The following is a 22,507-nucleotide window of genomic DNA, read 5'->3' as shown; positions in this document are numbered from 1 at the left end:
ATTGGGCATTAATCAATAATTCTGCCTCCCTTGCCTCCCCTGCTCCTCATCCCCACTCCGGCTTCCGAGGTTAAAACTTTCATGTCTGTGCTGTCACTGCGCCTCAGCAATAATTTTGATTCTTACATTAGTGGTGAGGTGACTATTCATCCAAGCGCAGTACTTGCACCTGGGGTGATCCTTCAAGCGGCTGAAAACAGCAAGATCATCATTGGCCCAGGGGTCTGTATTGGCATGGGAGCCATTCTCCAAGTCCATGAAGGAACCCTAGAGGTAGAAGCGGGGGCAAACCTGGGAGCCGGTTTTTTGATGGTTGGCAAGGGCAAAATTGGAGCAAATGCTTGCATTGGTTCAGCAACAACAGTTTTTAACTATTCAGTTGAACCTGGACAAGTAGTTCCACCTGGATCGATTTTAGGAGACACCAGTCGGCAAATTGCTCAAACAAAGCAGCCGGAACCATCCACGAATAACCCTACGGCTACAAGTGCGCCACCGCAGAAGGAAGAAGAAAATGGCTCAGGAGAAGTTAAGGAAAAGGTAACTTCCTCAACTAACTTCTCAGCTGCGGCTTTTGTGGATTTCAAACAAAATAAGTCGATTTCTTACTTTAAATCTCCCGCCACTCCTGAAAGTCAGCCTTCTACCGTGGAGGAACCAGCCAAGGATGCTGAACCCCCCTTGCAAGAACCCACCCAAGAGCCTACAAAACCTGACTCAGACCCCAATCAGCTAACTACAGAATCCCCTAACGGTTTCGGGACTCAGATTTATGGACAAGGGAGCATAAGCAGACTGTTGACTACATTGTTTCCTCATAGACAATCCTTAAGCAACCCAAACTCTGACGATTAGTCCGAGTAAGTGTTAATTGTAAGTTGTAGGCTTTGTGATTATCTGGGAAAGTTCAAATGGAAACATCTAATCAACGGTCTATGAAAGCCATCGAAGGAACGAGTCATCGAGACACCTTCCAGGATACTGCTTTAGGTTTAGTTTCTACCCGCAGCTTTCCAGCAATAGTTGGGACGGCGGATATGATGCTGAAATCAGCAGGAGTTCACCTAGTTGGGTATGAAAAAATAGGTGGCGGATATTGTACTGCGATCGTCCGGGGTGGAATTGCTGACGTGCGTCTAGCTGTAGAATCTGGTGTGCAAACAGCTGAACAGTTTGGTCAGTTAGTTTCTAGCTTAGTGATTCCTCGGCCTTATCCTAATTTAGATATAGTACTTCCCATCACAACCCGTTTTACTAAATTGATGGAAGAGGGTAATTCTAGCCGTCTGAGTAATCAAGCAATTGGTTTGGTAGAAACGCGAGGATTTCCAGCGATGGTAGGCGCGTGTGATGCCATGCTCAAAGCTGCTGATGTTCATTTAGCAGCTTACGAAAAAATTGGTGGGGGTTTGTGTACAGCCATTATTCGTGGTTCCGTAGCAAATGTGGCGGTAGCAGTGGAAGCGGGAATGTTTGAGGCAGAACGCATTGGGGAATTAAATGCAGTGATGGTAATTCCGCGACCACTTGATGAAATGGAGCAAACTTTACCATTAGCAAGCTGCTGGATAGAAACACAGCAGCCTTTAAACTTGCCAGTGAACATTAAAGAACAAGTTGCCGAAATAGAAGTGCTAAGATTACCAGATTTAACTAAACTACCTACAAAAATTGCAGAAGTTGTAGAAGAATTATGGAATGATGAATGATGATAGATGAATTTCGAAAAATCATCATTCATCGGGAAGTGGAAGGAATCTTACGCTTTTCTTGTTGTTTTGATAATAGCTTCTTCAATCTATAAATAAAATACCTTTATTTTAATAGAAGTAATAGAGTTTTATCTATAATAAAACTCGTAAATTTCTATTGGTATTGCTATACCATTTGCAACTGTTCAGTTAATACTAGTTTTATATCGATGAATAACTATATAGAGGAGAACCACCTTTGAAACAAGCGACGCTGCACCAGTTAAAGGTATTCGAGGCTGCGGCACGGCACAGTAGCTTTACGCGGGCTGCTGAGGAATTGTTTCTCACCCAACCTACCGTTTCTATGCAGATTAAGCAACTCACAAAATCGGTAGGGTTGCCATTATTTGAGCAAGTAGGAAAGCGGTTGTATCTCACCGAGGCAGGACGAGAATTATTTGCCACTTGTCGGCAGATTTTTGAAAATATAGCCCAGTATGAAATGAAGGTGGCAGATTTAAAAGGGCTAAAACAGGGACAATTACGCTTGGCAGTGATTACAACAGCAAAATATTTTATCCCACGTTTGTTAGGGCCGTTTTGCGAACTTTATCCAGGGATTGATATCTCTCTACAAGTAACGAATCACGAACAAATTTTGGAACGGATGAGTCAAAATCTGGACGACTTGTATATTATGAGTCAAGTCCCAGACAATATGGATGTGAATTGTGAGGCATTTTTAGAAAATCCTTTGATCGTCTTTGCACCGCTTAATCATCCGTTATCCAAGGAAAAGAATATTCCGATCCAACGCCTATCTAACCAACCTTTTATTATGCGAGAACCAGGTTCAGGAACTCGTCGCGCCGTCCAAAGCCTATTTGAAGAACAAGGGGTGACAGTAAAAGTCAAGCTGGAATTGGGAAGTAACGAAGCAATTAAACAAGCGATCGCAGGTGGTTTAGGAATTTCGGTTTTATCTCGTCATACTTTACTATTAGACGCTTCAGATTTTAGCATTTTAGATGTCCAACACTTCCCCATTCAGCGACATTGGTACATGGTTTACCCCGCAGGCAAGCAGCTATCTATCGTCGCTCGTGCCTATTATGACTATCTCCTGGCTGCGGCAAGGAATTTTGTAGATCAAAACACTGAAACCACTTCTAGTACACTTGAACCAACTCACGGGTAATTCATAATTACGAATTACGAATTACGAATTACCCAAAGGGGTTGACTCTTAGACCGGCAACCATTGACAATTAACCAGCAGAATCAATTAAAAATGGGGGAAAACTGGCAATGGTTAACCCGGAAATACCATCTTGGCGCAAAACAGTACAAAGCGAGATTGTAGCTGTTACAGTTTATGCTGACAGAGCATTGGTTACACGGCGGGGTGTAGTTGATTTAACAGGAACTGAACAGGAATTAGTAATTACCTCAGTGCCAGAGACTCTAGAAACTGAGTCTATCAGGGTTAGCGGTACAGGGACAGTGGGAGTGCGTTTGATGGGAGTGAGTAGCGATCGCATTTACACCACTGAACCAGTGGCAGAGCGAGTTGCACATTTAACAAGGCAAATTGAGCAGTTAGAAGCAGAAAAACGCCACCTCCAAGCCCAAGTCGATGCTTTAGTATTACAATCTAGTTTCATCGCCGGGTTACGTGAAAAAACAGAGGAACCTTTTGCCCAAAGTTTGTCTCGGAAAAATCTTAGTCTGAGCGAAACTTTGGATTTTTTGAACTTTCTAGGAAGCCAGTATAGTGAATATGCGATCGCATCTGGAGAATGCAAAACCCAACAGCAGGAATTAGATAAAGAACTGCAAGCACTCCGCGCCTCGTTGCAAAAAATTCAAACACCCCATCCCAAAGAGAGTTTGAGCATAGTTGTAGGAGTTGAAGTCGCAGGTGAAGGCGAATTTGAATTAGAGGTGTCTTACATAGTAAATCGCGCCAGTTGGACTCCGCTTTATGACTTGCGCTTTAACACTACCAGCGATATTGTGCATCTGGGCTACCTTGCAGAAATCACTCAAAGTAGTGGCGAAGATTGGATTGGTGCAAATCTCACCCTTTCTACCGCTAAACCGGGATTAGGTACTCTCCCACCTAAACTTGAACCCTGGTATATTGATGCGCCACGTCCACAAATGTTACGACAACGACGATTTGCTGCTCAACCACCACTGCTGCCTAGCATAGCAGAACCGCCTGCTTCTGCTGCCAGAGCAGATTGGCAAGAAGAAGACCAAGGTGCAGATGATGTTCTTATCCCAGCAGAAACCGTTACAGCAGAAGTATCCAAAGAAGGGAGTGTAGTTACCTTTAAATTGAATGGTGGCGGTAACATTCCCAGTGATGGCGCACCCCATAAAACGACAATTTTTAATGACGATTATCCTTGTAACTTTGATTATGTGGCAATGCCGCGTTTGGTAAGTTTTGCTTATCTGCAAGCAAATGTAAAAAATAATCCCAATGGTGCGACTTTGTTACCAGGAAAAGCGAATATTTTCCGCAACAATGTTTTTATCGGGACAACTCAGTTAGAGAATATTGCACCAGGACAAGAATTCAAACTGAATTTAGGGATGGATGAAGGTTTGAAAATTGAGCGCGATTTAGTTGAACGCCTGGTAGACAAAAGATTGATTAGCAACCAGCGCCGGGTTACTTATAGTTATCGGTTGATAATTACTAACTTACTCGACAAAGAAGTAAATCTGAAAGTAACTGAACAATTGCCAGTTAGCCGCAACGAGCAAATTAAAGTGCGCCTCAGCCGTAGTAACCCACAAATTCAACTAGGTGAAATGGGCATTTTGGAATGGCAGTTAACGCTTCCAGCACAGGAAAAAAGAGATATATATTACCAGTTCAATGTTGAACATCCGCCTGAGTTAATGGTTGTTGGGTTAGATATTTAGAATTCACGTGAACCTTAGACAAACATTATAGTAACCTGAGTTCAGGATAATAAATCCTCAAAAGCCTTGCTTCTTCTTATAATTACAGCAAGTTGCAAGTGTAATAATTTGAGTTTGAAAAAGTGAATACGACAAAATACTACATTTCTTTTGCCAAAGGTTTCTTGTAATTAAAGAATTGGAACCTCTGTTTCTATTAATTGCTAGTTTTTAACAGCACAGTTATTTTATGTATAAAAGTTCGTATTAACGTTATCTTAATAATTCCTTAAAGGCAAACTTTTACTATTTATTAGGTTTCTGAAGTTTTGCTGACAGTATACTAATGAAATTATCAAGACGTAACTTCTTTACATTGGCTGGTGCGAGTGCTGTCGGTGTTACAATGCTTTCTCCTCTGGAAGCCTTATATGCAAGACGTGCTAATGGTCAAGTTGCCAACGGCATTGGTTTTGGTCCTCTAGCGCCTAAGCTAGCCGAAAATGCAGATGAACTCCAAGGTGTCATTCTGAGTGGTATTGACTTAGGCAATACTCCCATTTTGCAGCTTCCTCCTGGCTTTAATTACACAGCGATCTCAGTAAGAGGTCAGGCAATGAATGATGGTGGTACTGTGCCTGCGGCTCATGATGGCATGGCTGCATTCCAGGGTCCTAAGAACACTACAATTCTGGTGCGGAATCATGAAATAAGTGCTTTGGGTTCTAACCCAGTTCGTGTACCTACAGCAAAACTATACGATCGCCTGGGTGGTGGCACGACAAACATCTTGGTTGGACCCGACCGCCGGGTAATCAAGCATTTTGCTTCTCTGGGCGGCACAATTCGTAACTGTGCAGGTGGTACAACTCCTTGGGGTACCTGGATTACCTGTGAAGAGGACGTAACGCTTCCTTCATCTGGTGGAGCAACCAAAAGGCATGGCTATAATTTTGAAGTGCCAGCGACAGACGAAATTCAGGTTACTGACCCAGTGCCTCTGGTTGCTATGGGACGTTTTAACCATGAAGCTGTTGCTGTTGATCCGGCAACTGGATGGGTCTATCAAACCGAAGACAGGGGCGATAGCTGTTTCTATAGATTCCGCCCTAACCAGCAAGGTAACTTGCAAAGCGGTGGCGTGCTTGAGGCGCTTGTCATTGTAGGCGCACCTGCGGATACGCGCAAAGACTACCTCCGCTATAAGAATATAGCGTTGTCAACGACCTGGGTTCCGATTAACAACGTTGATCCCAACACCGATAATGGTTCTGCTTCAGTGCGGGGGCAAGCCCAGGCAAGGGGTGCTGCAATCTTTGCGCGGGGTGAAGGTGCTTGGTATAGCAATGGCGCGATCTACTTTACCTGTACCAGTGGTGGTGACGCTGGTTTTGGTCAAGTTTTTGCTTACAATCCCAGCAACGGCACATTGACTTTAGTCGTTGAGTCTCCTGGAGAAAGTGTACTAGACTTCCCTGATAACATTACAGTTGCTCCTTTTGGGGATCTTATTCTTTGTGAAGATGGAGGCGGAGACAGTTATATTGTCGGCGTTAATCAAAGCGGCGAGCTGTATCAGTTTGCAAAAAACAATATCAATGACAGTGAATATGCAGGAGCCTGCTTTTCACCTGATGGCCGCACAATGTTTGTCAATCTCCAATCCCCTGGAATTACCTGTGCGATTTGGGGCCCTTGGAGCAGAAACCGAGCATAAAGTTAATTACATCTAAATGATTTGATCACTTACATGGGTACTCCAGTTAATTCTTGGAGTAGCCCTGTTTTTAGTATTTACTCAAGATATCTTTCGTATACCAGATTACTTGTAGTTTTTTTATGTACAGGGTTTCATTTGTTTGATGGTGAATATTAACCAGTGGAACCCAATCCATAAGGGTGGTTGTGAAGTCAACAGCTAGGTTTATATTTAGGTGCTTATCAAGAAAAGTTATGCTTTTTTACGCCTGAAGGAGAACTAGTTTCAACACTCGAAGAAGTTGCATAACAGGCTGAACAAGAAAAGCAACGCGCTCACCAAGAGAAATAAAGCAGCGATCGCTTGGCAGCAAAACTGCGAGAATTAAATATAGATCCAGATACTATTTAAGCTCCTCGCTGTCTTGCTTGTGCCTGTTGGTGCAAATGCTATGGATCTTCAGGAAAAACCCATTTTGGCGGTTCAGTCATTTTTTTACGCAGGCGTTCTTGTGCCAACTCCAACATTTTGTCTAAGGGAGTCTCTTCAATAAATTTTGCAGCGGCCTCTCTAAACTCGATGTTGGGGCATTTATCCCCTAAAACACATCCGTTAACACAGGCTACAGCACAGTTAATCTTTTGCTCCACAGTAAATTCCTCTCTCTAAAACTTATAAGTTATAAAGTTGTGAGTTCTAATATTCACCCCTAACTCTTTACTATCAGGCATTAACCTCTAGGTAAATTTTACCTTGCCAGTTGCTATCCTATTAGTCTAAACACCTACCATTTAGAAAGTTATCAGTTATGAGTTATGATTTTGACTCCTAATTTCTCACTCTTATGAAGGGCACTCATGTCAGAAGTTTTTGCTACTACTGGAACTATCGCTGCGATCGCAACTGCTGTTGTCCCCCAACAGGGTAGTGTTGGTATTGTGCGGGTGTCAGGTTCTGAAGCAATGGCTCTAGCCCAAACTCTCTTTCATGCACCAGGGCGACAAGTTTGGGAAACTCACCAGATTCTCTACGGTTATATTCGTCATCCCCAAACCCAACAATTGGTAGATGAAGCCCTATTGCTGATTATGAAAGCACCTCGTTCTTACACCCGTGAAGATGTGGTGGAATTCCATTGCCACGGGGGAATAATGGCAGTACAGCAGGTATTACAACTGTGTTTGGAAAACGGTGCAAGACTAGCTCAACCAGGAGAATTTACTCTCCGCGCCTTTTTGAATGGGCGATTGGATTTAACTCAAGCCGAAGGTATTGCTGATTTAGTGGGAGCTAAATCACCTCAAGCTGCCCAAACTGCCTTAGCTGGTTTACAGGGAAAATTAGCTCATCCAATCCGGCAGTTACGCGCTAACTGTCTAGATATTTTGGCAGAAATCGAAGCTCGAATCGATTTTGAGGAAGACTTACCGCCGTTGGATGATAAAGCAATAATATCAGAAATCGAGAAAATTGCCGCCGAAATAACAAGATTATTGGCAACTAAAGACAAAGGTGAGTTGCTACGCACAGGTTTAAAAGTGGCAATTGTTGGGCGGCCAAATGTGGGTAAGTCGAGCTTATTGAACGCTTGGAGCCGGAGCGATCGCGCGATCGTCACAGACTTACCTGGTACAACCCGCGATGTGGTGGAATCCCAGCTAGTTGTCGGGGGAATTCCCGTACAAGTGCTAGATACAGCCGGGATTCGGGAAACAACAGATCAAGTGGAAAAAATTGGCGTAGAGCGATCGCGTCGTGCCGCCAATGCAGCTGATTTAGTCTTGCTTACCATCGATGCTTCAGCAGGTTGGACAGAAGGCGATCGAGAAATTTACGAACAAGTACAACACCGTCCATTAATTTTAGTCATTAATAAAATTGACTTAGTAGAAGAAAACGAAAGAAGAACTCTTCTATCTCAGATATCAAATCTAAAATCTAAAATTCTCACAGCAGCAGCCCAAAATCAAGGTATTGATGCTTTAGAAGTAGCAATTTTAGAGCTAGTCAAAGCAGAAAAAGTCCAAGCTGCTGATATGGATTTAGCCATTAATCAAAGGCAAGCAGCAGCTTTAACTCAAGCTCAAATCTCTTTGGAACAAGTACAAACAACAATTGTCCAGCAGCTCCCTCTTGATTTTTGGACAATTGACTTACGCGGTGCAATCCAGGCACTAGGAACAATTACTGGTGAAGAAGTTACAGAATCAGTTTTGGATAGGATTTTTAGTAAGTTTTGCATTGGTAAATAAACTCCAAATGTTCTATTTTTGCTAATCTGGGTAGTTTGGGTGAAGCGAATCACAACCCAATATCTATCCTAATTATTATCAATTTTAAATATTATTAAATCCTAAAACTTTATGTCTTTAAACGATGAAATAAATTCTATAAACGCATTGATTGTGGGAGCCAGTCAAGGTATTGGTTTTGGTTTTGTAAAAAGATTGCTACAGGATGAGAAAATAGCTAAAGTTTTTGCAACTTCTCGTCAGCTAGAATTAACCCCCGATTTAATAGCTCTTGTAGACGAACATTCTGAGCGATTAATTTGTTTAGAGATGGATATTACTGACGAGTTGCAGATTGTTGAAACTATTCAAAAAATACATACCCAAGTTGACAAACTGCATTTGGTAGTTAACTGTGTAGGACTGTTGCATGAAGATACTTTGCAACCTGAAAAAAGCTTAAGACAGATAAATTCAGAAAACTTGCTGCGCTACTTTCAGATAAATAGTATTGGTGCTGTCTTGCTAGCTAAACATCTATTGCCTCTGTTGCGTCATGGAGAACGCAGTGTGTTCGCTAGTATTTCTGCTAAATTGGGCAGTATTGGCGATAACCAACTCGGTGGATGGTATGGCTATCGCGCTTCTAAAGCAGCACTCAATATGTTCATGCGAACTGCGGCAATTGAGTATAAAAGAAGTTGTCCTAAAGCATTAATAGTGACATTACATCCTGGTACAACTGATACGCGCCTTTCCCGTCCTTTCCAGAAAAATGTACCTGCGGAAAAATTATTCTCAGTGGAACGCACTGTTACCCAATTATTGACTGTCATTGAACAGCTTCAAGAAGGCGATAGTGGGCAGTTTTTCTCGTGGGATGGAAGCAGATTGCCTTGGTAACTGCGTTACGCTGATGCTAGTGAAACTCACATTACTTGTAACCAAAGCCTATGAAGTTTTTTGTGCCAGCAGCCAAGGATGATATCAAAGCAGAGCAAGTGTATAGTGCTTTTGCTCGGTCTGTCAAAGCACCAATAACCGAAAAGCGTATTTGGAAGTTACAGTGGCGCGATCGCGAAATTGATATGGAATGCGAGGTAGGTAAACCCTTACCATCCTCTTATCAAACTGGGAAAGAGCTAGTTATGGCAATCTTTGAGTGCGAAAACCTTTATAAAATTTGTACTCTTACCCGTGGAGGAGTAAAGGGAGAACCTATCTTGGTTGGCAAAAACTCTGTATCCTCAGCAACATATTTTTCAGATAATGTACATAACTGACTTTGCATATTACATAGAGCAGAAAGCGTATCAGTATTGGCGTAGTTTTTTAAAAGATATATTTATGTAGGTTGGGTGGAGTGAAACGCAACCCAACATTACCACCAAATTTTATGTTGGGTTACACGATCGCTGCACCCAACCTTGTATCTTAGAAATAGTAGTAAGTGGGCGTAAATAATTGTCGTTGGGATAAGGTAATAGGCAATAGGCAATAGGTATAAGGATTTTAGCTAGTTCATTTTTCTTTACAGTCAAGAGGTTAAAGAGGAATTTCTTAAGCAAAATTCTTATCCACCTTGAAAGTGCTAGTTCTAGATTTTATTAAAATTTTATACAAGTAAGTATCTTAACGCAATTTGAACTCAGTGTTTAAGATACGTATTTATGCTGTCGATATTGTATCTTTTGATAGATATTATGAAAATATGCACTGATACAGGATAAAGCTGAGTCATCAGGTAACTTCTTTATGTTTTACCGTCTAGCGTTAATCTCTAGCCTGGTGCTGGCAAGTGCATTCACTCTAAATCAAGCTGCGATCGCTCAAAGTGCAGATGTTCCTTTCAGTGGAACAGTTCCAGCTGAAGCTACCTTTAATGCTCCTGCGCCTGGCACTGCTGAACCAACTATTTCTAGCAGTTCTGGTGGAATTCCGACAAAGTTTGAATCACAAACTCCTGCGACTATGGGTGTGCAAACTAGCACGCCTGCCACCATCTCTGTTTCACCCCCCAGATTTGTATCTGGACCTAGTGCCGATCCTTCTGGAACAACGCACATCGGATTTTTAAAATTTGGTTCGACTAACCTTCGCAGTGATGTCGGCGGTGGGAGTGCAACTTTACCAGCAGGTAATACCAATTTAGAGGTGGGTTTGCTCATAGAGCGACCTGTAGCATTTACACCAGGCATTTATACTTACGTTGTTACCTTAACGATCGCACCATAGCTGTTTTCTGCAACCCTTATTTATTTGAGAAGGATTTAAAAATGATTCGTCGTTCTTTATTAACCGTTGCTTTGATAATTGTTGGTTCTGCTGCTCTTGCACCCAAAACAATTGCACAAACGGCTGATGTGCCCTTTACAGTAAATGTCGGTGGTGTCTGCAACTTCGATCAAATTATCCCTGGTAAATTAGGACTCAACCAGCAGACTAACCCAACTTCACTAGCGGGAGGATATCCTGGAGGACAATTTGGTAAGGTTTTTGTTAGCTGTAACCAAGGTGCCAGAGTGAGTATATCTAAGCCACAGCAGACCGGAGGCCCTAGTTTTACACCCATTAACTCTAATGGCTATATCAATTCACCTTTTGGCAGTACTAGTTCTCAGGGTGGTAGTCCTGTGTTGCTGCCCTCTGGTAGCGGTTTGCCTTTGGATATAGACATGATAGTAGATAAGGGCAGTCCCCTTGTTCCTGGAAACTACAGCTATGTAACAACATTGACTATCGTGCCATAGTCTAAAATTTTTCCAGTTTTCCTTCAATTTGGTTGAGAAAAATAGTTATTGAATATCTTGTCGTTAAAGAGTAAATCTTCAAGCGGCAAGATATTTTTCTCATGACCAATAGATAAAATAAATCTCCTTTTGGGAACTATAAATCAGAAATTAACTTTACAATCCTGCCATAGTTATAAATATGCTCAAGAGTAATTGGCGCTCTCTAGCTGCTGTTAGTGCTGGCTTATTCGCCCTAGTTTTGTTTCCTGCTGCTGCTAAAGCACAAATGAGCGTTTCTCCGCTAGTGATTGAAGCCAAAGCGGAACGCGGACAAGCCCAAGGAATGATTACAATTTCCAATACTAGCAAAACCCCTTCTCGCATTCGCATCTATGCTGAACCTTTTACTTATAGCCGCGATGCAGGGTTTCAAACCTTATCCTCTAGTCCCAGTGACTTGACGAAATATCTGCAATTCTCACCGCGTGAGTTGACTGTCAAACCAGGAGAAGTTCGCCGGGTACGCCTCATCAGTCGCTTGGCTCCTAATTTACCAGATGGCGAATATCGAGCGGTCGTATTTAATGAAACTCTTACTGAATCGAAAGATGCTGCTGGTAATAATATTACTTTAGTAGCACGAATTGGCGTAACATTATATGTCAGAAAAGGCAATCTTTCTCCCCAACTAGCAATTGATAGTGCCAGTTTTAACCCAGAGCAAAAACAAATTCAACTTTTAGTTCGCAATAGTGGTCAAGCAACTGTTCTCCCCAGTTTAAATTGGACGTTACGCCAAGGGCAAACTGTTGTCAAAACTGGGCAGATAGATACTAATGCTGTAGTGGCAAATAGCGATCGCAATTTTTTATTAAATTACCCCAATAAAGACCAACCAGCCTTGAATCCTGGTCAATATCAGCTAAGTGGTGAGTTATTCTGGGGTGAAGACAATAATAAAAGTAAGTTGCCCTTCAATGTAAATATTACTATTCCTAGACAAACAGCTGCATCACAGAAAAAATAGCTTGTGTAATAATTCGTAATTCTTAATTAAAAAATCAGATTAAAGATGCCAGATTTAATCTGATTTTGGAGAATTGGTATTACTGTAAAATACAGCATTAATATCGATAATTTTATTTGATGCTTGGGAATTATATGTTGGTAGAGATGTTGCAATGTAATGTCTCTATTTCTGTAGGAAATTTTACTGAGAAGTTAAAAATTTGTGCAACTTCGGTTATTAATTAGAGGCAGATGTCTGCTAGCTGCGATCGCTCTTATCTATCAAATTATGATCATCCCAGCTAAGGCAGATACGCCTGCATCAAATCCACAAACACCTACAAGTGCCCAATTAGCGAAGAATTCCGAATTTAAAGTTTTTCCCGTAGGATTAAATGTCGGCAACCGCAATGTCAATTCTAGCGTTTTGGTACGTGGTCAAGAAGATGGTTCCCAAGCAATTGATTTTCAAAATTGGCTATTACCCTATGATGCCGTCGTTCAAGGGTTAAAATTAAATGTTACCACTTTACCAGACGGTCAATTAGAAGTGCGATCGCTTAGTGTTGTGACTCGCATCAACCCAACAAAACTTCGCACCGATCCAGAATTAGGATTAGTTTTTACAATTCAAGATTTACATACTTTCTTTGGTATAGGGGCAAAATTTGACATCAATGAATACGCCATTATTTTAGATGTTACAGGCGTAGATAAATCTAGCGGCATAGCAGAAACAGAAACTCCAATTCAACTAGAAGGATTACCACACATTACACCTAAAAAGTTTAGTGTTGCGGCAATTGAACAGAAGGTAAATGCTAGCGGTGGTGCTACAAGATCAACAAGTTATCGAGGTGATTTCCTAGCTGTTGGTAGTGCTTTCGGTGGTTCGTGGTTCATCCGCACCGATCAACCAAATTTACAAAATTCACAAACTTGGAATATTGCTGAAGCGCAATTTCTGCGACAAACTAATTCAGCTGATTATTTTGTGGGTTCCCAGCCAACTTTTTGGCAAACTCAAGGAACAGGAGACTATTGGGGTTTTACATCCATTCAACGACAGGGGTTTGTACCACCTCAACCCTTTGGCGGTGGTTCTTCCGATCCTCGCCAACGTTTACAAGCAGATGCTATTGGACGCACAATTGCTGGTAAGGCTGAACCAGGTACATTAGTGCGCTTAGTACAAGGTTTTAGCGATCGCATCATTGCCGAAATTTTAATTGATTCTTCTGGCATTTACCGCTTTGAAAATATTAAAAGTCAAAATCAATTTTTGGCAAATAATTATCGCGTCTTGCTGTATCCCCAAGGGCGACTCACCGCCCAACCAGAAATTCAACAGGCTAATTTTTCTACAGTTCCAGGACAATTACCAGCAGGTGCTTCAGGATTAATCGTTTCTGGCGGGTTGCGACGGGATTCTTTGGGAAATCAAAGTCTGTTGGGCAACTTTTCTGACTTTCGGGGAGGAATTGCTGGACGTTGGGGTTTATCGGAAAATCTGACAGTAGGCTTAGGTGGAGTATATGACGAATCGCCTAAAGCCTTAGCAGAATTATTTTGGCGTGCTAGAAACTTACCTTTGCAGGTAGCAGTTTCAGCACTGACGGGTAATAAGTGGGATGTGAATACAGATATTCGCTACGATCCAGCGTCTAACTTGAGTGCTATATTTACCAGCGATCGCTTATCTAGCCGTTTTAATCTAGATTGGCGAGTTTTGCCTCAATTCACTTTATTCGCCAGTACTGACACGGGTGATGCGACATCTAGCGGAATGCAATTTAACTTGAGTGGCAAAGATGCCTTTACCTTTGCCCGTGTCAGCTTAGATACTAAAAACCGTCTGCGCTGGAATTTGCTGCAACGTCTTGGGAAACTAGAATTAACGCAACGCGGTAACGAAATCAGTACTTTGTCGGAACTGAATTACAACTTATCTAAAAACCGTTTTTCTAGTAGTGGCAACTCACTGCTGTTAAATTATGAAACACACAATCAAAATCGTAGCGACAGCTTGCTAAGTGTGAGTTGGCGCTATCGTTCACAACAACAGGCGATTGATGGTAGCTATCAGTGGGAAGCACAGTTAGGTTATGGCGTTGGTTCTCAAGGTAATGGAATACTAGCCACATTATCAACAACAGTTTTACCCGGTTTGCTATTACGGGCGCGTTATCAAGGTGTATCGCCGAGTTCCGATGAAGCAACTTTCAGCATAGATTTAGCTTCTAGCCTGAATCTCCAAGGAGGTATTAGTCCAGGCGATCGCCGTTCTAATTACTTTCGTACACAAGGCGGACTGTTGATTAAGCCATTTTTTGACCGGAACAATAATATTAAACAGGATAGAGGCGAAGAAGTTTATACAGATAATGCTGATTTGTTGTTGACTTTGAACAATAAACCCCTTAAATTATTTTCGCCACAAATCCAGGGCGATCGCACTTTAGTAAGAATGCCTCCTGGTATTTATCGCCTCGACCTCGATCCAGCAGGTTTACCCCCTGATTGGCAGCCTATGGTTGAGTCTGTAGCTGTTGATGTAGTTGCTGGGAGTTACACCCCTGTGATGATTCCGTTAATTCGTTCTTACGCGCGATCGGGGGTAGTCACGGATACTCAAGGTCAAGCGATCGCAGGCGCACGGGTAGAAGCCATACAACCAGATCAAACAACTCGGCGTTTTTCTGTCACCAACGGAGCTGGAGTCTATTATTTAGAAGGCTTGTCACAGGGTAAATACACTCTGCAAATCAACGGTAAATCTGCTGGTAGCTTGAAATTGGAAGAGTCTTCTGAACCATTCCAAGAGCTTAATTTGCAACAGCCATAAGTCGCTTCGCTCCAATTAAAAATTAAAAATTATTAATTAAAAATAATTAGGGACTGACAAGAAATAAATTATCCATCTTGTGGGGTGGGCATCCTGCCCGCCTTGAATATGGGACGGGTGCGGACAGCCATCCCACAATAAAATTTGGAATGTTTTTTTATTTAGAAGTCCCTATAATTCAGTGCTTCCCCGTCCTAACTGCACCACCTCAGATGATAGGTGTTGCTCCAACCAACTCTCTAAATCTGCCATTACCTCTTGATAATTGAGGTCACGCTGAATTTCGTGATAGGCTTCTGGGTACTCAATTCTCAGCTTATCTGTGCATTTTACCCGTTGATAAAAGATGTCACTTCCTTCAGGTAAAGCCACTCGGTCTGCGCCACCGTGGAGAATCAATAATGGTAATTGCCAATCAGCTGCGTGAGCATTAATCCAATCAACTGTTGCAAAGAATTCTGTAGCTAGACGGGCAGTACCAAGGGTATGTCGCAGTGTATCTTGAGCGATCGCAGCTAAAACCTGCGGATCTCTTGAACCAGCACTGATGTCAATGCCTGTATTCAGTGTGAAACGCGGCCACACCCGTGAGAGCAGTTTTCCTAAAAGCACCCGAATCGGTGAAATCCCAACTTTCCCCAAGGTTGGCGCGAGAGCGATCGCACCTTGCAAAACTGATGCTTGTTGCGGATAGCGCAGAATATAATCTAAGACAATCACCCCACCTAAGCTATGACCCAAAAGAAAAATTGGGCAGCCAGGATTCTGAGTTTGGATTAACTGTAAAAAGGCTACCAAATCTTCTCGAAACTCACTCCAAGCGTTGATATAGCCTCGCTGACCTGGTGAGCGTCCATGACCACGTAAGTCTAAAGCATAGATGGCGTATTGTTTGGGTATCAAATGCTGAATTACATTACTGTAGCGATCGCTGTGGGCTCCGAGTCCATGCACAATGGCTAATATTGCTCTTACTTTACCCTCTGGATGCCAGCTTTGATAATAGAGGTCAAGCCCTCCAACACCTTGGAATGTGCCTTCTTTACGAGACGCGATGCGATCGCTATGGTCAATCATCTGGTTAATTTTTTAGGTATTCTCTCAGCAAGTTACTAACATGTCAACACTGGTTGTATAAAAATAGCTTCTGGCTATGGGGATAATTACAGCTAATTTATTAAAATATCGATAAGATAATTCCACAATTTCTAACCGTGGATTGGTTAATAATATAACCTCAAGAATTATGATTTATTCATGAATTCAAGGAGATTTTTATCAAAAACTCTTCTAAGGGATCTGTTCAGGAAGACCAAGCTGATGGGGTAATTTCCGAGGTTCATACCGATTCGAAATCTAGCCATCAGCAGGAAGATAGTAGACAATTAGAAACTTTAACTGCTGCAAGTATAAAGCGGGTAAAAGAGGGTGTATCTGCGGCTGGCGATCGCGCTGTTCGCCAGATTATCGAAAAAACCCTCAATCGCTTGGAAAATGCTAATCAGGGGCATTCAGAACCTAGAGCCAACTCTGGGCTGCGTCGTTTTGTGATGCGATCACTCATCCATTCCTTTTTCAAGGTACGGGTCGAACATCTCGAAAGAATACCTCAGAAACCTGCAATTCTAGCTGTCAACCATCTCCACCATATAGATCCCTTACTCCTGTTAGCCGAACTCCCTACCCAACCCCACTATTACATCCTGGGCGATGCTCGTACTCTTTATAACAAGTGGTGGAAGCGCTTCATCCTCGGTTTTGCAGGGGGTGTGATTCCTTTGGAACGGGTGTGGAAAGAAGAAGTTGCTGTGATGGAAGCGGCTAAAGCAGGAAGGCAAGATTTAGTTGAGCTTGCTACAGCAATTAAACAGACTGTACCGACAGGGGAAGATATACACACACTCCGACAGATAGACCGGATTATCCTGGCAATTTTGACTCGTGGAGATGGGATGATTCTCTTTCCCGAAGGACGACTCGGAACTGCTGAGGGTAAGTTGCATCTCCCTTTAAAACGCGGGACTGTGATTTATGCCTTGCGGGCTGGTGTACCGATTATTCCAGTTGCACTGATTGGGACTCATGACCTCTATTTAAGAAAAGAGTTAACAATTCGAGTCGGTGAACCGTTACACTTTGCCCAAACAACCAGACCAAAGCGCCAGGAAGTAGAAGTAGCTTTGGAGACGTTACAGAATGCGATGCTGGCTATGTTGCCAACTAACTATCAAGAACCAACCGGAACCAAGCTGTTACGTTATTTCCTAAATCACATGTTGTGGTGAAGAGTTTATTGCTCTAAAAAGATTAGGAATTACTATTATTTTCCCTGCCACATCTGCCGTAATGACTGAAAAATCTTTACAAATTTCTCTTCTAGCCAGAGCATAGCATAATCAACCCATTCCAGAAGTTGCTCTAAGGGATGTTTCTCATAGCCTGTTGAAGTTGCTTTGGTTTCTATCCAGTCTGGCTGTGCCTCAACTTGACTACTTTGAGGAAACTGCTGTTGCAAAATTTCCCCTTTACGAATCTCGCGTTTAGTTAGGGAAGTATGGGCTTGAGTTTGTTTTGTAGAAGAAACTTTTACAGATATTTTTTGGCTTGAGGCAAGATTACTATTTGCTTGTTTCCTTTGCACCAAACCAGATCCGATTTTAGGTTGTTTTACAGTTAAATTCTTTTGGGGAAAATGCCCTACTGATAAACTTGCAGCTAAAGCAGGATTTTGAACTTGAGAATCTCTTACTGATTTCTCAGCAACGGTTTCAGTGTCTCCAAATAAATCATTCCATGTTAGCCAAGGATCAACAGCTAAATCCTGGTTCTCCAATAGAGGGCTTTTAAACAAGGCTTTTCTAAAGCGTGATGAGAATAGTTTTCCTGGCAATTGCTCATCACTAGTTGTTGAATCAAATGTTTTTCTATTACCAACACCAAAAAAGTAATTAAGCGCCGCCTCAATCAAAGCCTGAATATTCAGTGTATGAGTTTCCAAACCATCAGTAGTGGTTGCAATTTCTCCCCTAGCAGCTAATTGCTCTTTGCCATAAAGAAATATGTTTAACTGAGTTTGGGCAACTTGAACAATTTCCTGGCTACGTTCTTGCACAGGTACTAAAGCATTTGACTCCAACTTAGCAACAGCTATATCTAGAAATGCTAGTAATCTTTCAGTATTAAGTAAATCTTTTGATATGCCCTCAGCTAAAGCTGAAATTTTGGTTGTATTTCCGTCAGTGAGTTTTGCTAATAAACGGTCAATTTGTGGTAATAGCTCCGTTTCTTTTTTGGCTATAATCAACCGCCAAGACTGCCAGTAATTAGCAACTTCGTTAATAATTCGATCTTCTAACTTTGCCTGCTGCTGGGGTGTCAAAATATCTAGAATTTCATTTTCGGTAGTAACAAGTACTAAACTCCGATTCATCAAATTTGTGGCAATTCCCCGCACAGCGGGTAAATGCTGTTTTAGAGCGTTATCTAACTGTAAATTGATAATCTCCGCTTTATTCTCTGTAATACTTGAAGATTCTATATAAATTACGTTATTTGTCGAATTTTTATCAACAAATTTCAGCCTGAAAACTCCCAATAAAGCCAAAGGATTGAAAGTTTCAGATGTTTTTGTAGTCGTGGAGGCTGCTTCATCTGACAACACGTAATTGACTGCTTCTAGTACTTGTTGAATAGGACTATCAGCATTTGGAATTTCGGACTGGAAATCGGTATCATTTGGTTGTAACTTTAGTCTAGTTTGTGGCTCTTTGGTCTGTAGCGTTTTCCCAGATGATTCAGATGACTGAAACAGTAGATACACTGGGTAAAGTAGTGCCTCCACACCCCACTTAGTGGCAACTTGCAAATGCCGAAAGGTGTGTTCCCACTGTTGTGTCACCCGCCGGGATTGCTGGTGGACAAAGTTAAATAGTCTGCTTTGATAACGACCAGAGGAACCAGAAGACATAGTAGTAATTTTTTAGTTCAAGTCTTGTTAAGTTGTGAGACTCGCGCCAAACAATAAAAACAACCAACACCTCATATTAGCGAATATATGACTCCCACTGTCTCTCAATCTCATACCAAAATCATCTCACAAGCAATTGAGCAACTACGCTCTTTTTGCCAAGTTAATCTTCAGTCTAGCTGGCTATACCAGGAATCTGACCTGATTATTACTGATGTTGTCGCTGCTGATTTGTCTCATTGGCAACCTGTTAAGTTGAATGCTAAAGAACATATCGCTTGGACTGGGGGGAAAAAAGTACTATGGCTAGTGCAAAGGTTGGTAGTGCCCCAAGATTTACAGGGTTATCCTTTAGCTGGGTTATCTTTGCGGCTGGCGCTGGTTTGGTGGGCAGATTCTGCTGAGATTTATGTGAATGGGGAGTTAGTGCTGGAGGGTGATTTATTTGATTGTTCGCCGAGAGTGCTTCTCAGTCGAGGGGTAACGCCAGGGGAAGAGTTTGTTGTGGCTTTGCGGTTAGTGAGTCCGGGACATTGTGATGGTGCTTTAGTGCGATCGCTCCTAGTTTATGAGTCTATAGTTGATAATAATCCCGATCCGGGTTTTGTGGCTGATGAATTGGCTGTGGTGCAGCTTTATTTGGAAAGGTTCGCGCCGGAGAGGTTGGATACTTTGGTAGAGGTGGTGGAGGAGGCTACGAACCGCAGAGGCGCAGAGGGCACGGAGAAGGGAGAGTTAGCAAAGTCGTTTTTGTCTCTACGCCAAAACCTAATTCAATCCGATATCTTAGCCCCCCTTTTGAAGGGGGGTTGGGGGGATCAAAAATCTAAAATTTTCTTGTTGGGTCATGCTCACTTAGATTTAGCATGGTTATGGCCTGTGAGTGAAACTTGGAATGCGGCGCAAAATACTTTTGAGTCGGTTCTGAAGTTGCAAGCAGATTTCCCTGAGTTAATTTTCTGTCATTCGACTCCCGCACTTTACGCTTGGATTGAAGAACATCGCCCGGATTTGTTTCAGGCGATTCAAGCACAGGTAGCTGCTGGACGTTGGGAAGTTGTCGGCGGAATGTGGGTGGAACCGGAACTCAATCTAATTTCTGGTGAATCAATAGTCCGTCAGCTATTGTATGGTCAACGATACATCCAGCAAAAGTTTGGCAAGCTTTCAACTATGGAGTGGGTTCCAGATTCTTTTGGTTTCTGTGCAACTTTACCCCAGTTTTTCGCTAATGCCGGAATTGAGTATTTTGTCACCCAGAAGTTGCGGTGGAATGATACTACTAAATTTGATTATGGGGCTTTTTGGTGGCGATCGCCTGATGGTAGCGAAGTCTTTAGTTTGATGTCTGCACCTATCGGTGAAAGCATTGATCCAGTTAAAATGGCATCCTACGCTCTGGAATGGCAATCCCAAACTGGTTTATCAGAATCCCTCTGGCTTCCCGGTGTCGGCGACCACGGCGGCGGCCCCACCCGTGATATGTTAGAAACCGCCCAACGCTGGCAAAAGTCACCTTTCTTTCCAGACTTAGAATTCACGACGGCTGAAAAATATTTACAGCAAATCAGTGAAGGAGGCAGGAGGCAGGATAGCGCAGCGGTAGCGAGTCCGCGAGCGTCGGCAGGAGGCAGGAGGCAGGAAGCAGGAGATAGTAGTGATGATTCTTCGTCATTTCCTACTTGGAATGACGAACTATACTTAGAATTCCATCGCGGTTGCTACACTACCCACGCAGACCAAAAACGCTGGAATCGTCGTTGTGAAAATTTATTGTATCAAGCTGAATTATTTGCTACCTTAGCAACCATAAGTTGTGGTGTGATATATCCTAAAGCAGAAATTGAAGCAGCTTGGAAGCAGGTTTTATTTCAACAGTTTCACGATATTTTACCTGGTTCTTCAATTACTCAAGTTTACACAGATGCCTTACCCCAGTGGCAGCAAGTCGAACAAGTCGGAACGAAGATATTACAAGACTCACTTTTAGCGATCGCATCTCACATTACCCTATCAGAACCACCAAAACCCAATAGTTTACCTATTTTCGTTTTCAATTCTCTCAATTGGCAGCGTTCTGAGGTAGTCTCTGTAGCCTTACCCACACCACAGGAATGGCAGATTTACGATACTTCAGGAAAGCAGCTTGTCTCCCAATTATCTGAACCATCAACCCTATTATTTCTCGCTACCGAAATTCCACCCGTTGGCTACCGCCTATTTTGGCTTTCCCCCTCATCTCCAACTCTGCGGGAAGCTAAAGCTACATCTCCCTCACTTCTCCCAGACTGGATTTTAGAAAATGAATTCTTGCGAGTTGTTATCGATCCTGATACTGGAGATTTATCAAGTATTTTTGATAAAACTTATCAACGAGAACTTTTGAGTGGTGCGGGAAATCAACTACAAGCTTTTAAAGATAGCGGTCAATATTGGGATGCTTGGAATATAGACCCCAATTATGCCCAACATCCCTTACCCTCAACAAATCTTCAATCTATTCATTGGCTAGAACAAGGGCCAGTGCAAATTCGTGTACGCGTGGTGCGTCAATTGGGTGAATCGGAATTTTGCCAAGACTATATTTTGCAAGCTGGTTCACCTTTACTGAAGATAGCTACCACCGTCAATTGGCAAGAAAATCATGTATTGGTGAAAGCTGCTTTTCCTCTGAATATCGAAGCAGACTTTGCTACTTATGAAATTCCCTGTGGCGCGATTCGCCGGACAACTAAACCGCAAACCCCCGCAGAAGAGGCAAAATGGGAAGTCCCCGCTTTGCGTTGGGCTGATTTAACAGGAGAAACACAGGAGGGTATTCACGGAGTTAGTTTGCTAAATGATTGTAAATACGGTTACGACAGTAAACCAAATCAACTCCGCCTAACACTGCTACGTAGCCCTAATTGGCCAGACTCAGAGGCTGATAAAGGTTTTCATGAGTTTACATATACTTTGTATCCTCATGCTGGTAGCTGGGAATCAGCCCATACGGTACGGCGTGGCTATGAATTGAATATACCGTTACAAGTCATATTGAATCCTGCTAATGAAAACCCACCTGAAAATCCTCCCTTTTCTGCTGGTAAAGATGGGTTGGGGGTGAGTTTCCTAGGTTTATCAGCTGAAAATTTAATCTTGATGGCCTTGAAGCCATCTGAAGATAACCCACAGCAGTTAATTCTGCGGTGTTATGAATGTCACGGAGAAACAGCCGAGTTATCTTTGCAAAGTAATTTAGGGTTAAATCTAGGAGATACAGTAGATTTGTTAGAGCGTTCCTCTACTACTGAATTCTCATCTGGGCAACAACTCTTAACAATACAGCCTTGGAAAATCGCCAGTTTCAAGGTAATACCAGCGATAAATTCCAGGCTGGAGTGAGCCACTATTGCTGTGTCAGTGGTCAATT

General features: G+C 42.4%; 17 protein-coding genes and 1 pseudogene. 15 read left to right on the top strand and 3 right to left on the bottom strand.

Annotated elements, in window-relative coordinates:
• The first annotated feature begins 81 nt into the window (after nucleotides 1–81).
• The 6 genes and pseudogenes from G1O98_RS17875 to G1O98_RS40050 all read left to right on the top strand — a co-directional run.
• The gene (locus tag G1O98_RS17875; protein ID WP_163930152.1) at nucleotides 82–855 is read left to right on the top strand and encodes a transferase; all 774 of its coding nucleotides are present in this window, start codon (nucleotides 82–84) and stop codon (nucleotides 853–855) included.
• A gap of 56 nt (nucleotides 856–911) precedes the next feature.
• Entirely contained in the window at nucleotides 912–1,709 is a 798-nt protein-coding gene (locus G1O98_RS17870) for a BMC domain-containing protein (protein ID WP_114082839.1), read from the top strand.
• Between the two features lie 241 nt (nucleotides 1,710–1,950).
• Nucleotides 1,951–2,892, top strand: coding sequence for a LysR family transcriptional regulator (locus G1O98_RS17865; protein ID WP_163930147.1), 942 nt, complete (start codon nucleotides 1,951–1,953; stop codon nucleotides 2,890–2,892).
• 110 nt (nucleotides 2,893–3,002) lie between these two features.
• Complete coding sequence (locus tag G1O98_RS17860; protein ID WP_163930145.1) at nucleotides 3,003–4,634, top strand: mucoidy inhibitor MuiA family protein; 1,632 nt, start codon at nucleotides 3,003–3,005, stop codon at nucleotides 4,632–4,634.
• 325 nt (nucleotides 4,635–4,959) lie between these two features.
• Nucleotides 4,960–6,330, top strand: coding sequence for an alkaline phosphatase PhoX (locus tag G1O98_RS17855; protein ID WP_175586738.1), 1,371 nt, complete (start codon nucleotides 4,960–4,962; stop codon nucleotides 6,328–6,330).
• A gap of 129 nt (nucleotides 6,331–6,459) precedes the next feature.
• A pseudogene (locus tag G1O98_RS40050) lies at nucleotides 6,460–6,663 on the top strand (Uma2 family endonuclease); the annotation flags it as partial.
• A gap of 98 nt (nucleotides 6,664–6,761) precedes the next feature.
• Here G1O98_RS40050 and G1O98_RS17850 read toward each other — a convergent pair.
• The gene (locus tag G1O98_RS17850; RefSeq protein ID WP_012410641.1) at nucleotides 6,762–6,962 is read right to left on the bottom strand and encodes a hypothetical protein; all 201 of its coding nucleotides are present in this window, start codon (nucleotides 6,960–6,962) and stop codon (nucleotides 6,762–6,764) included.
• A gap of 207 nt (nucleotides 6,963–7,169) precedes the next feature.
• Between G1O98_RS17850 and mnmE the strand changes: the two genes are divergently transcribed.
• From mnmE to G1O98_RS17815, 7 genes are all read left to right on the top strand, one after another.
• A complete protein-coding gene (gene mnmE / locus G1O98_RS17845; protein ID WP_163930143.1) occupies nucleotides 7,170–8,564 on the top strand; it encodes a tRNA uridine-5-carboxymethylaminomethyl(34) synthesis GTPase MnmE in 1,395 nt (464 codons plus the stop codon).
• Nucleotides 8,565–8,675: 111 nt separating this feature from the next.
• Complete coding sequence (locus tag G1O98_RS17840; protein ID WP_163930141.1) at nucleotides 8,676–9,446, top strand: SDR family NAD(P)-dependent oxidoreductase; 771 nt, start codon at nucleotides 8,676–8,678, stop codon at nucleotides 9,444–9,446.
• 50 nt (nucleotides 9,447–9,496) lie between these two features.
• A complete protein-coding gene (locus G1O98_RS17835; protein ID WP_163930139.1) occupies nucleotides 9,497–9,826 on the top strand; it encodes a hypothetical protein in 330 nt (109 codons plus the stop codon).
• Nucleotides 9,827–10,298: 472 nt separating this feature from the next.
• Nucleotides 10,299–10,778, top strand: coding sequence for a hypothetical protein (locus G1O98_RS17830; protein ID WP_163930137.1), 480 nt, complete (start codon nucleotides 10,299–10,301; stop codon nucleotides 10,776–10,778).
• 41 nt (nucleotides 10,779–10,819) lie between these two features.
• Entirely contained in the window at nucleotides 10,820–11,293 is a 474-nt protein-coding gene (locus G1O98_RS17825; protein ID WP_163930135.1) for a hypothetical protein, read from the top strand.
• Nucleotides 11,294–11,474: 181 nt separating this feature from the next.
• Nucleotides 11,475–12,302: a P pilus assembly protein, chaperone PapD gene (locus tag G1O98_RS17820; protein ID WP_163930133.1), complete on the top strand. Its 828-nt coding sequence runs from the start codon at nucleotides 11,475–11,477 to the stop codon at nucleotides 12,300–12,302.
• Between the two features lie 204 nt (nucleotides 12,303–12,506).
• Nucleotides 12,507–15,128: a carboxypeptidase-like regulatory domain-containing protein gene (locus tag G1O98_RS17815; RefSeq protein ID WP_163930131.1), complete on the top strand. Its 2,622-nt coding sequence runs from the start codon at nucleotides 12,507–12,509 to the stop codon at nucleotides 15,126–15,128.
• A 171-nt stretch (nucleotides 15,129–15,299) separates the two neighbouring features.
• Here G1O98_RS17815 and G1O98_RS17810 read toward each other — a convergent pair whose 3' ends face one another.
• A complete protein-coding gene (locus G1O98_RS17810; RefSeq protein ID WP_163930129.1) occupies nucleotides 15,300–16,205 on the bottom strand; it encodes an alpha/beta hydrolase in 906 nt (301 codons plus the stop codon).
• A 332-nt stretch (nucleotides 16,206–16,537) separates the two neighbouring features.
• Here G1O98_RS17810 and G1O98_RS17805 point away from each other — a divergent pair, with 332 nt between their 5' ends.
• The gene (locus G1O98_RS17805) at nucleotides 16,538–17,413 is read left to right on the top strand and encodes a 1-acyl-sn-glycerol-3-phosphate acyltransferase (RefSeq protein WP_345940565.1); all 876 of its coding nucleotides are present in this window, start codon (nucleotides 16,538–16,540) and stop codon (nucleotides 17,411–17,413) included.
• Nucleotides 17,414–17,448: 35 nt separating this feature from the next.
• On the opposite strand, the gene G1O98_RS17800 is transcribed toward G1O98_RS17805, so the two are convergent.
• Complete coding sequence (locus tag G1O98_RS17800) at nucleotides 17,449–19,095, bottom strand: hypothetical protein (protein WP_163930127.1); 1,647 nt, start codon at nucleotides 19,093–19,095, stop codon at nucleotides 17,449–17,451.
• Between the two features lie 87 nt (nucleotides 19,096–19,182).
• Between G1O98_RS17800 and G1O98_RS17795 the strand changes: the two genes are divergently transcribed.
• A complete protein-coding gene (locus G1O98_RS17795) occupies nucleotides 19,183–22,479 on the top strand; it encodes an alpha-mannosidase (protein WP_163930125.1) in 3,297 nt (1,098 codons plus the stop codon).
• The last annotated feature ends 28 nt before the right edge of the window (nucleotides 22,480–22,507 follow it).

The organism is Nostoc sp. UIC 10630 (genome assembly GCF_010747425.1).
GTDB lineage: Bacteria > Cyanobacteriota > Cyanobacteriia > Cyanobacteriales > Nostocaceae > Nostoc.
This window is presented reverse-complemented; position numbering and strand designations above follow the sequence as displayed.

What these genes read in the sequence shown, in the direction of transcription:
- G1O98_RS17875 (WP_163930152.1), top strand. Translation starts at nt 82, where the DNA reads ATGTCTGTGCTGTCACTGCGCCTCAGCAATAATTTTGATTCTTACATT.
- G1O98_RS17870 (WP_114082839.1), top strand. Translation starts at nt 912, where the DNA reads ATGGAAACATCTAATCAACGGTCTATGAAAGCCATCGAAGGAACGAGT.
- G1O98_RS17860 (WP_163930145.1), top strand. Translation starts at nt 3,003, where the DNA reads ATGGTTAACCCGGAAATACCATCTTGGCGCAAAACAGTACAAAGCGAG.
- G1O98_RS17855 (WP_175586738.1), top strand. Translation starts at nt 4,960, where the DNA reads ATGAAATTATCAAGACGTAACTTCTTTACATTGGCTGGTGCGAGTGCT.
- mnmE (WP_163930143.1), top strand. Translation starts at nt 7,170, where the DNA reads ATGTCAGAAGTTTTTGCTACTACTGGAACTATCGCTGCGATCGCAACT.
- G1O98_RS17840 (WP_163930141.1), top strand. Translation starts at nt 8,676, where the DNA reads ATGTCTTTAAACGATGAAATAAATTCTATAAACGCATTGATTGTGGGA.
- G1O98_RS17835 (WP_163930139.1), top strand. Translation starts at nt 9,497, where the DNA reads ATGAAGTTTTTTGTGCCAGCAGCCAAGGATGATATCAAAGCAGAGCAA.
- G1O98_RS17830 (WP_163930137.1), top strand. Translation starts at nt 10,299, where the DNA reads ATGTTTTACCGTCTAGCGTTAATCTCTAGCCTGGTGCTGGCAAGTGCA.
- G1O98_RS17825 (WP_163930135.1), top strand. Translation starts at nt 10,820, where the DNA reads ATGATTCGTCGTTCTTTATTAACCGTTGCTTTGATAATTGTTGGTTCT.
- G1O98_RS17820 (WP_163930133.1), top strand. Translation starts at nt 11,475, where the DNA reads ATGCTCAAGAGTAATTGGCGCTCTCTAGCTGCTGTTAGTGCTGGCTTA.
- G1O98_RS17810 (WP_163930129.1), bottom strand. Translation starts at nt 16,205, where the DNA reads ATGATTGACCATAGCGATCGCATCGCGTCTCGTAAAGAAGGCACATTC.
- G1O98_RS17800 (WP_163930127.1), bottom strand. Translation starts at nt 19,095, where the DNA reads ATGTCTTCTGGTTCCTCTGGTCGTTATCAAAGCAGACTATTTAACTTT.
- G1O98_RS17795 (WP_163930125.1), top strand. Translation starts at nt 19,183, where the DNA reads ATGACTCCCACTGTCTCTCAATCTCATACCAAAATCATCTCACAAGCA.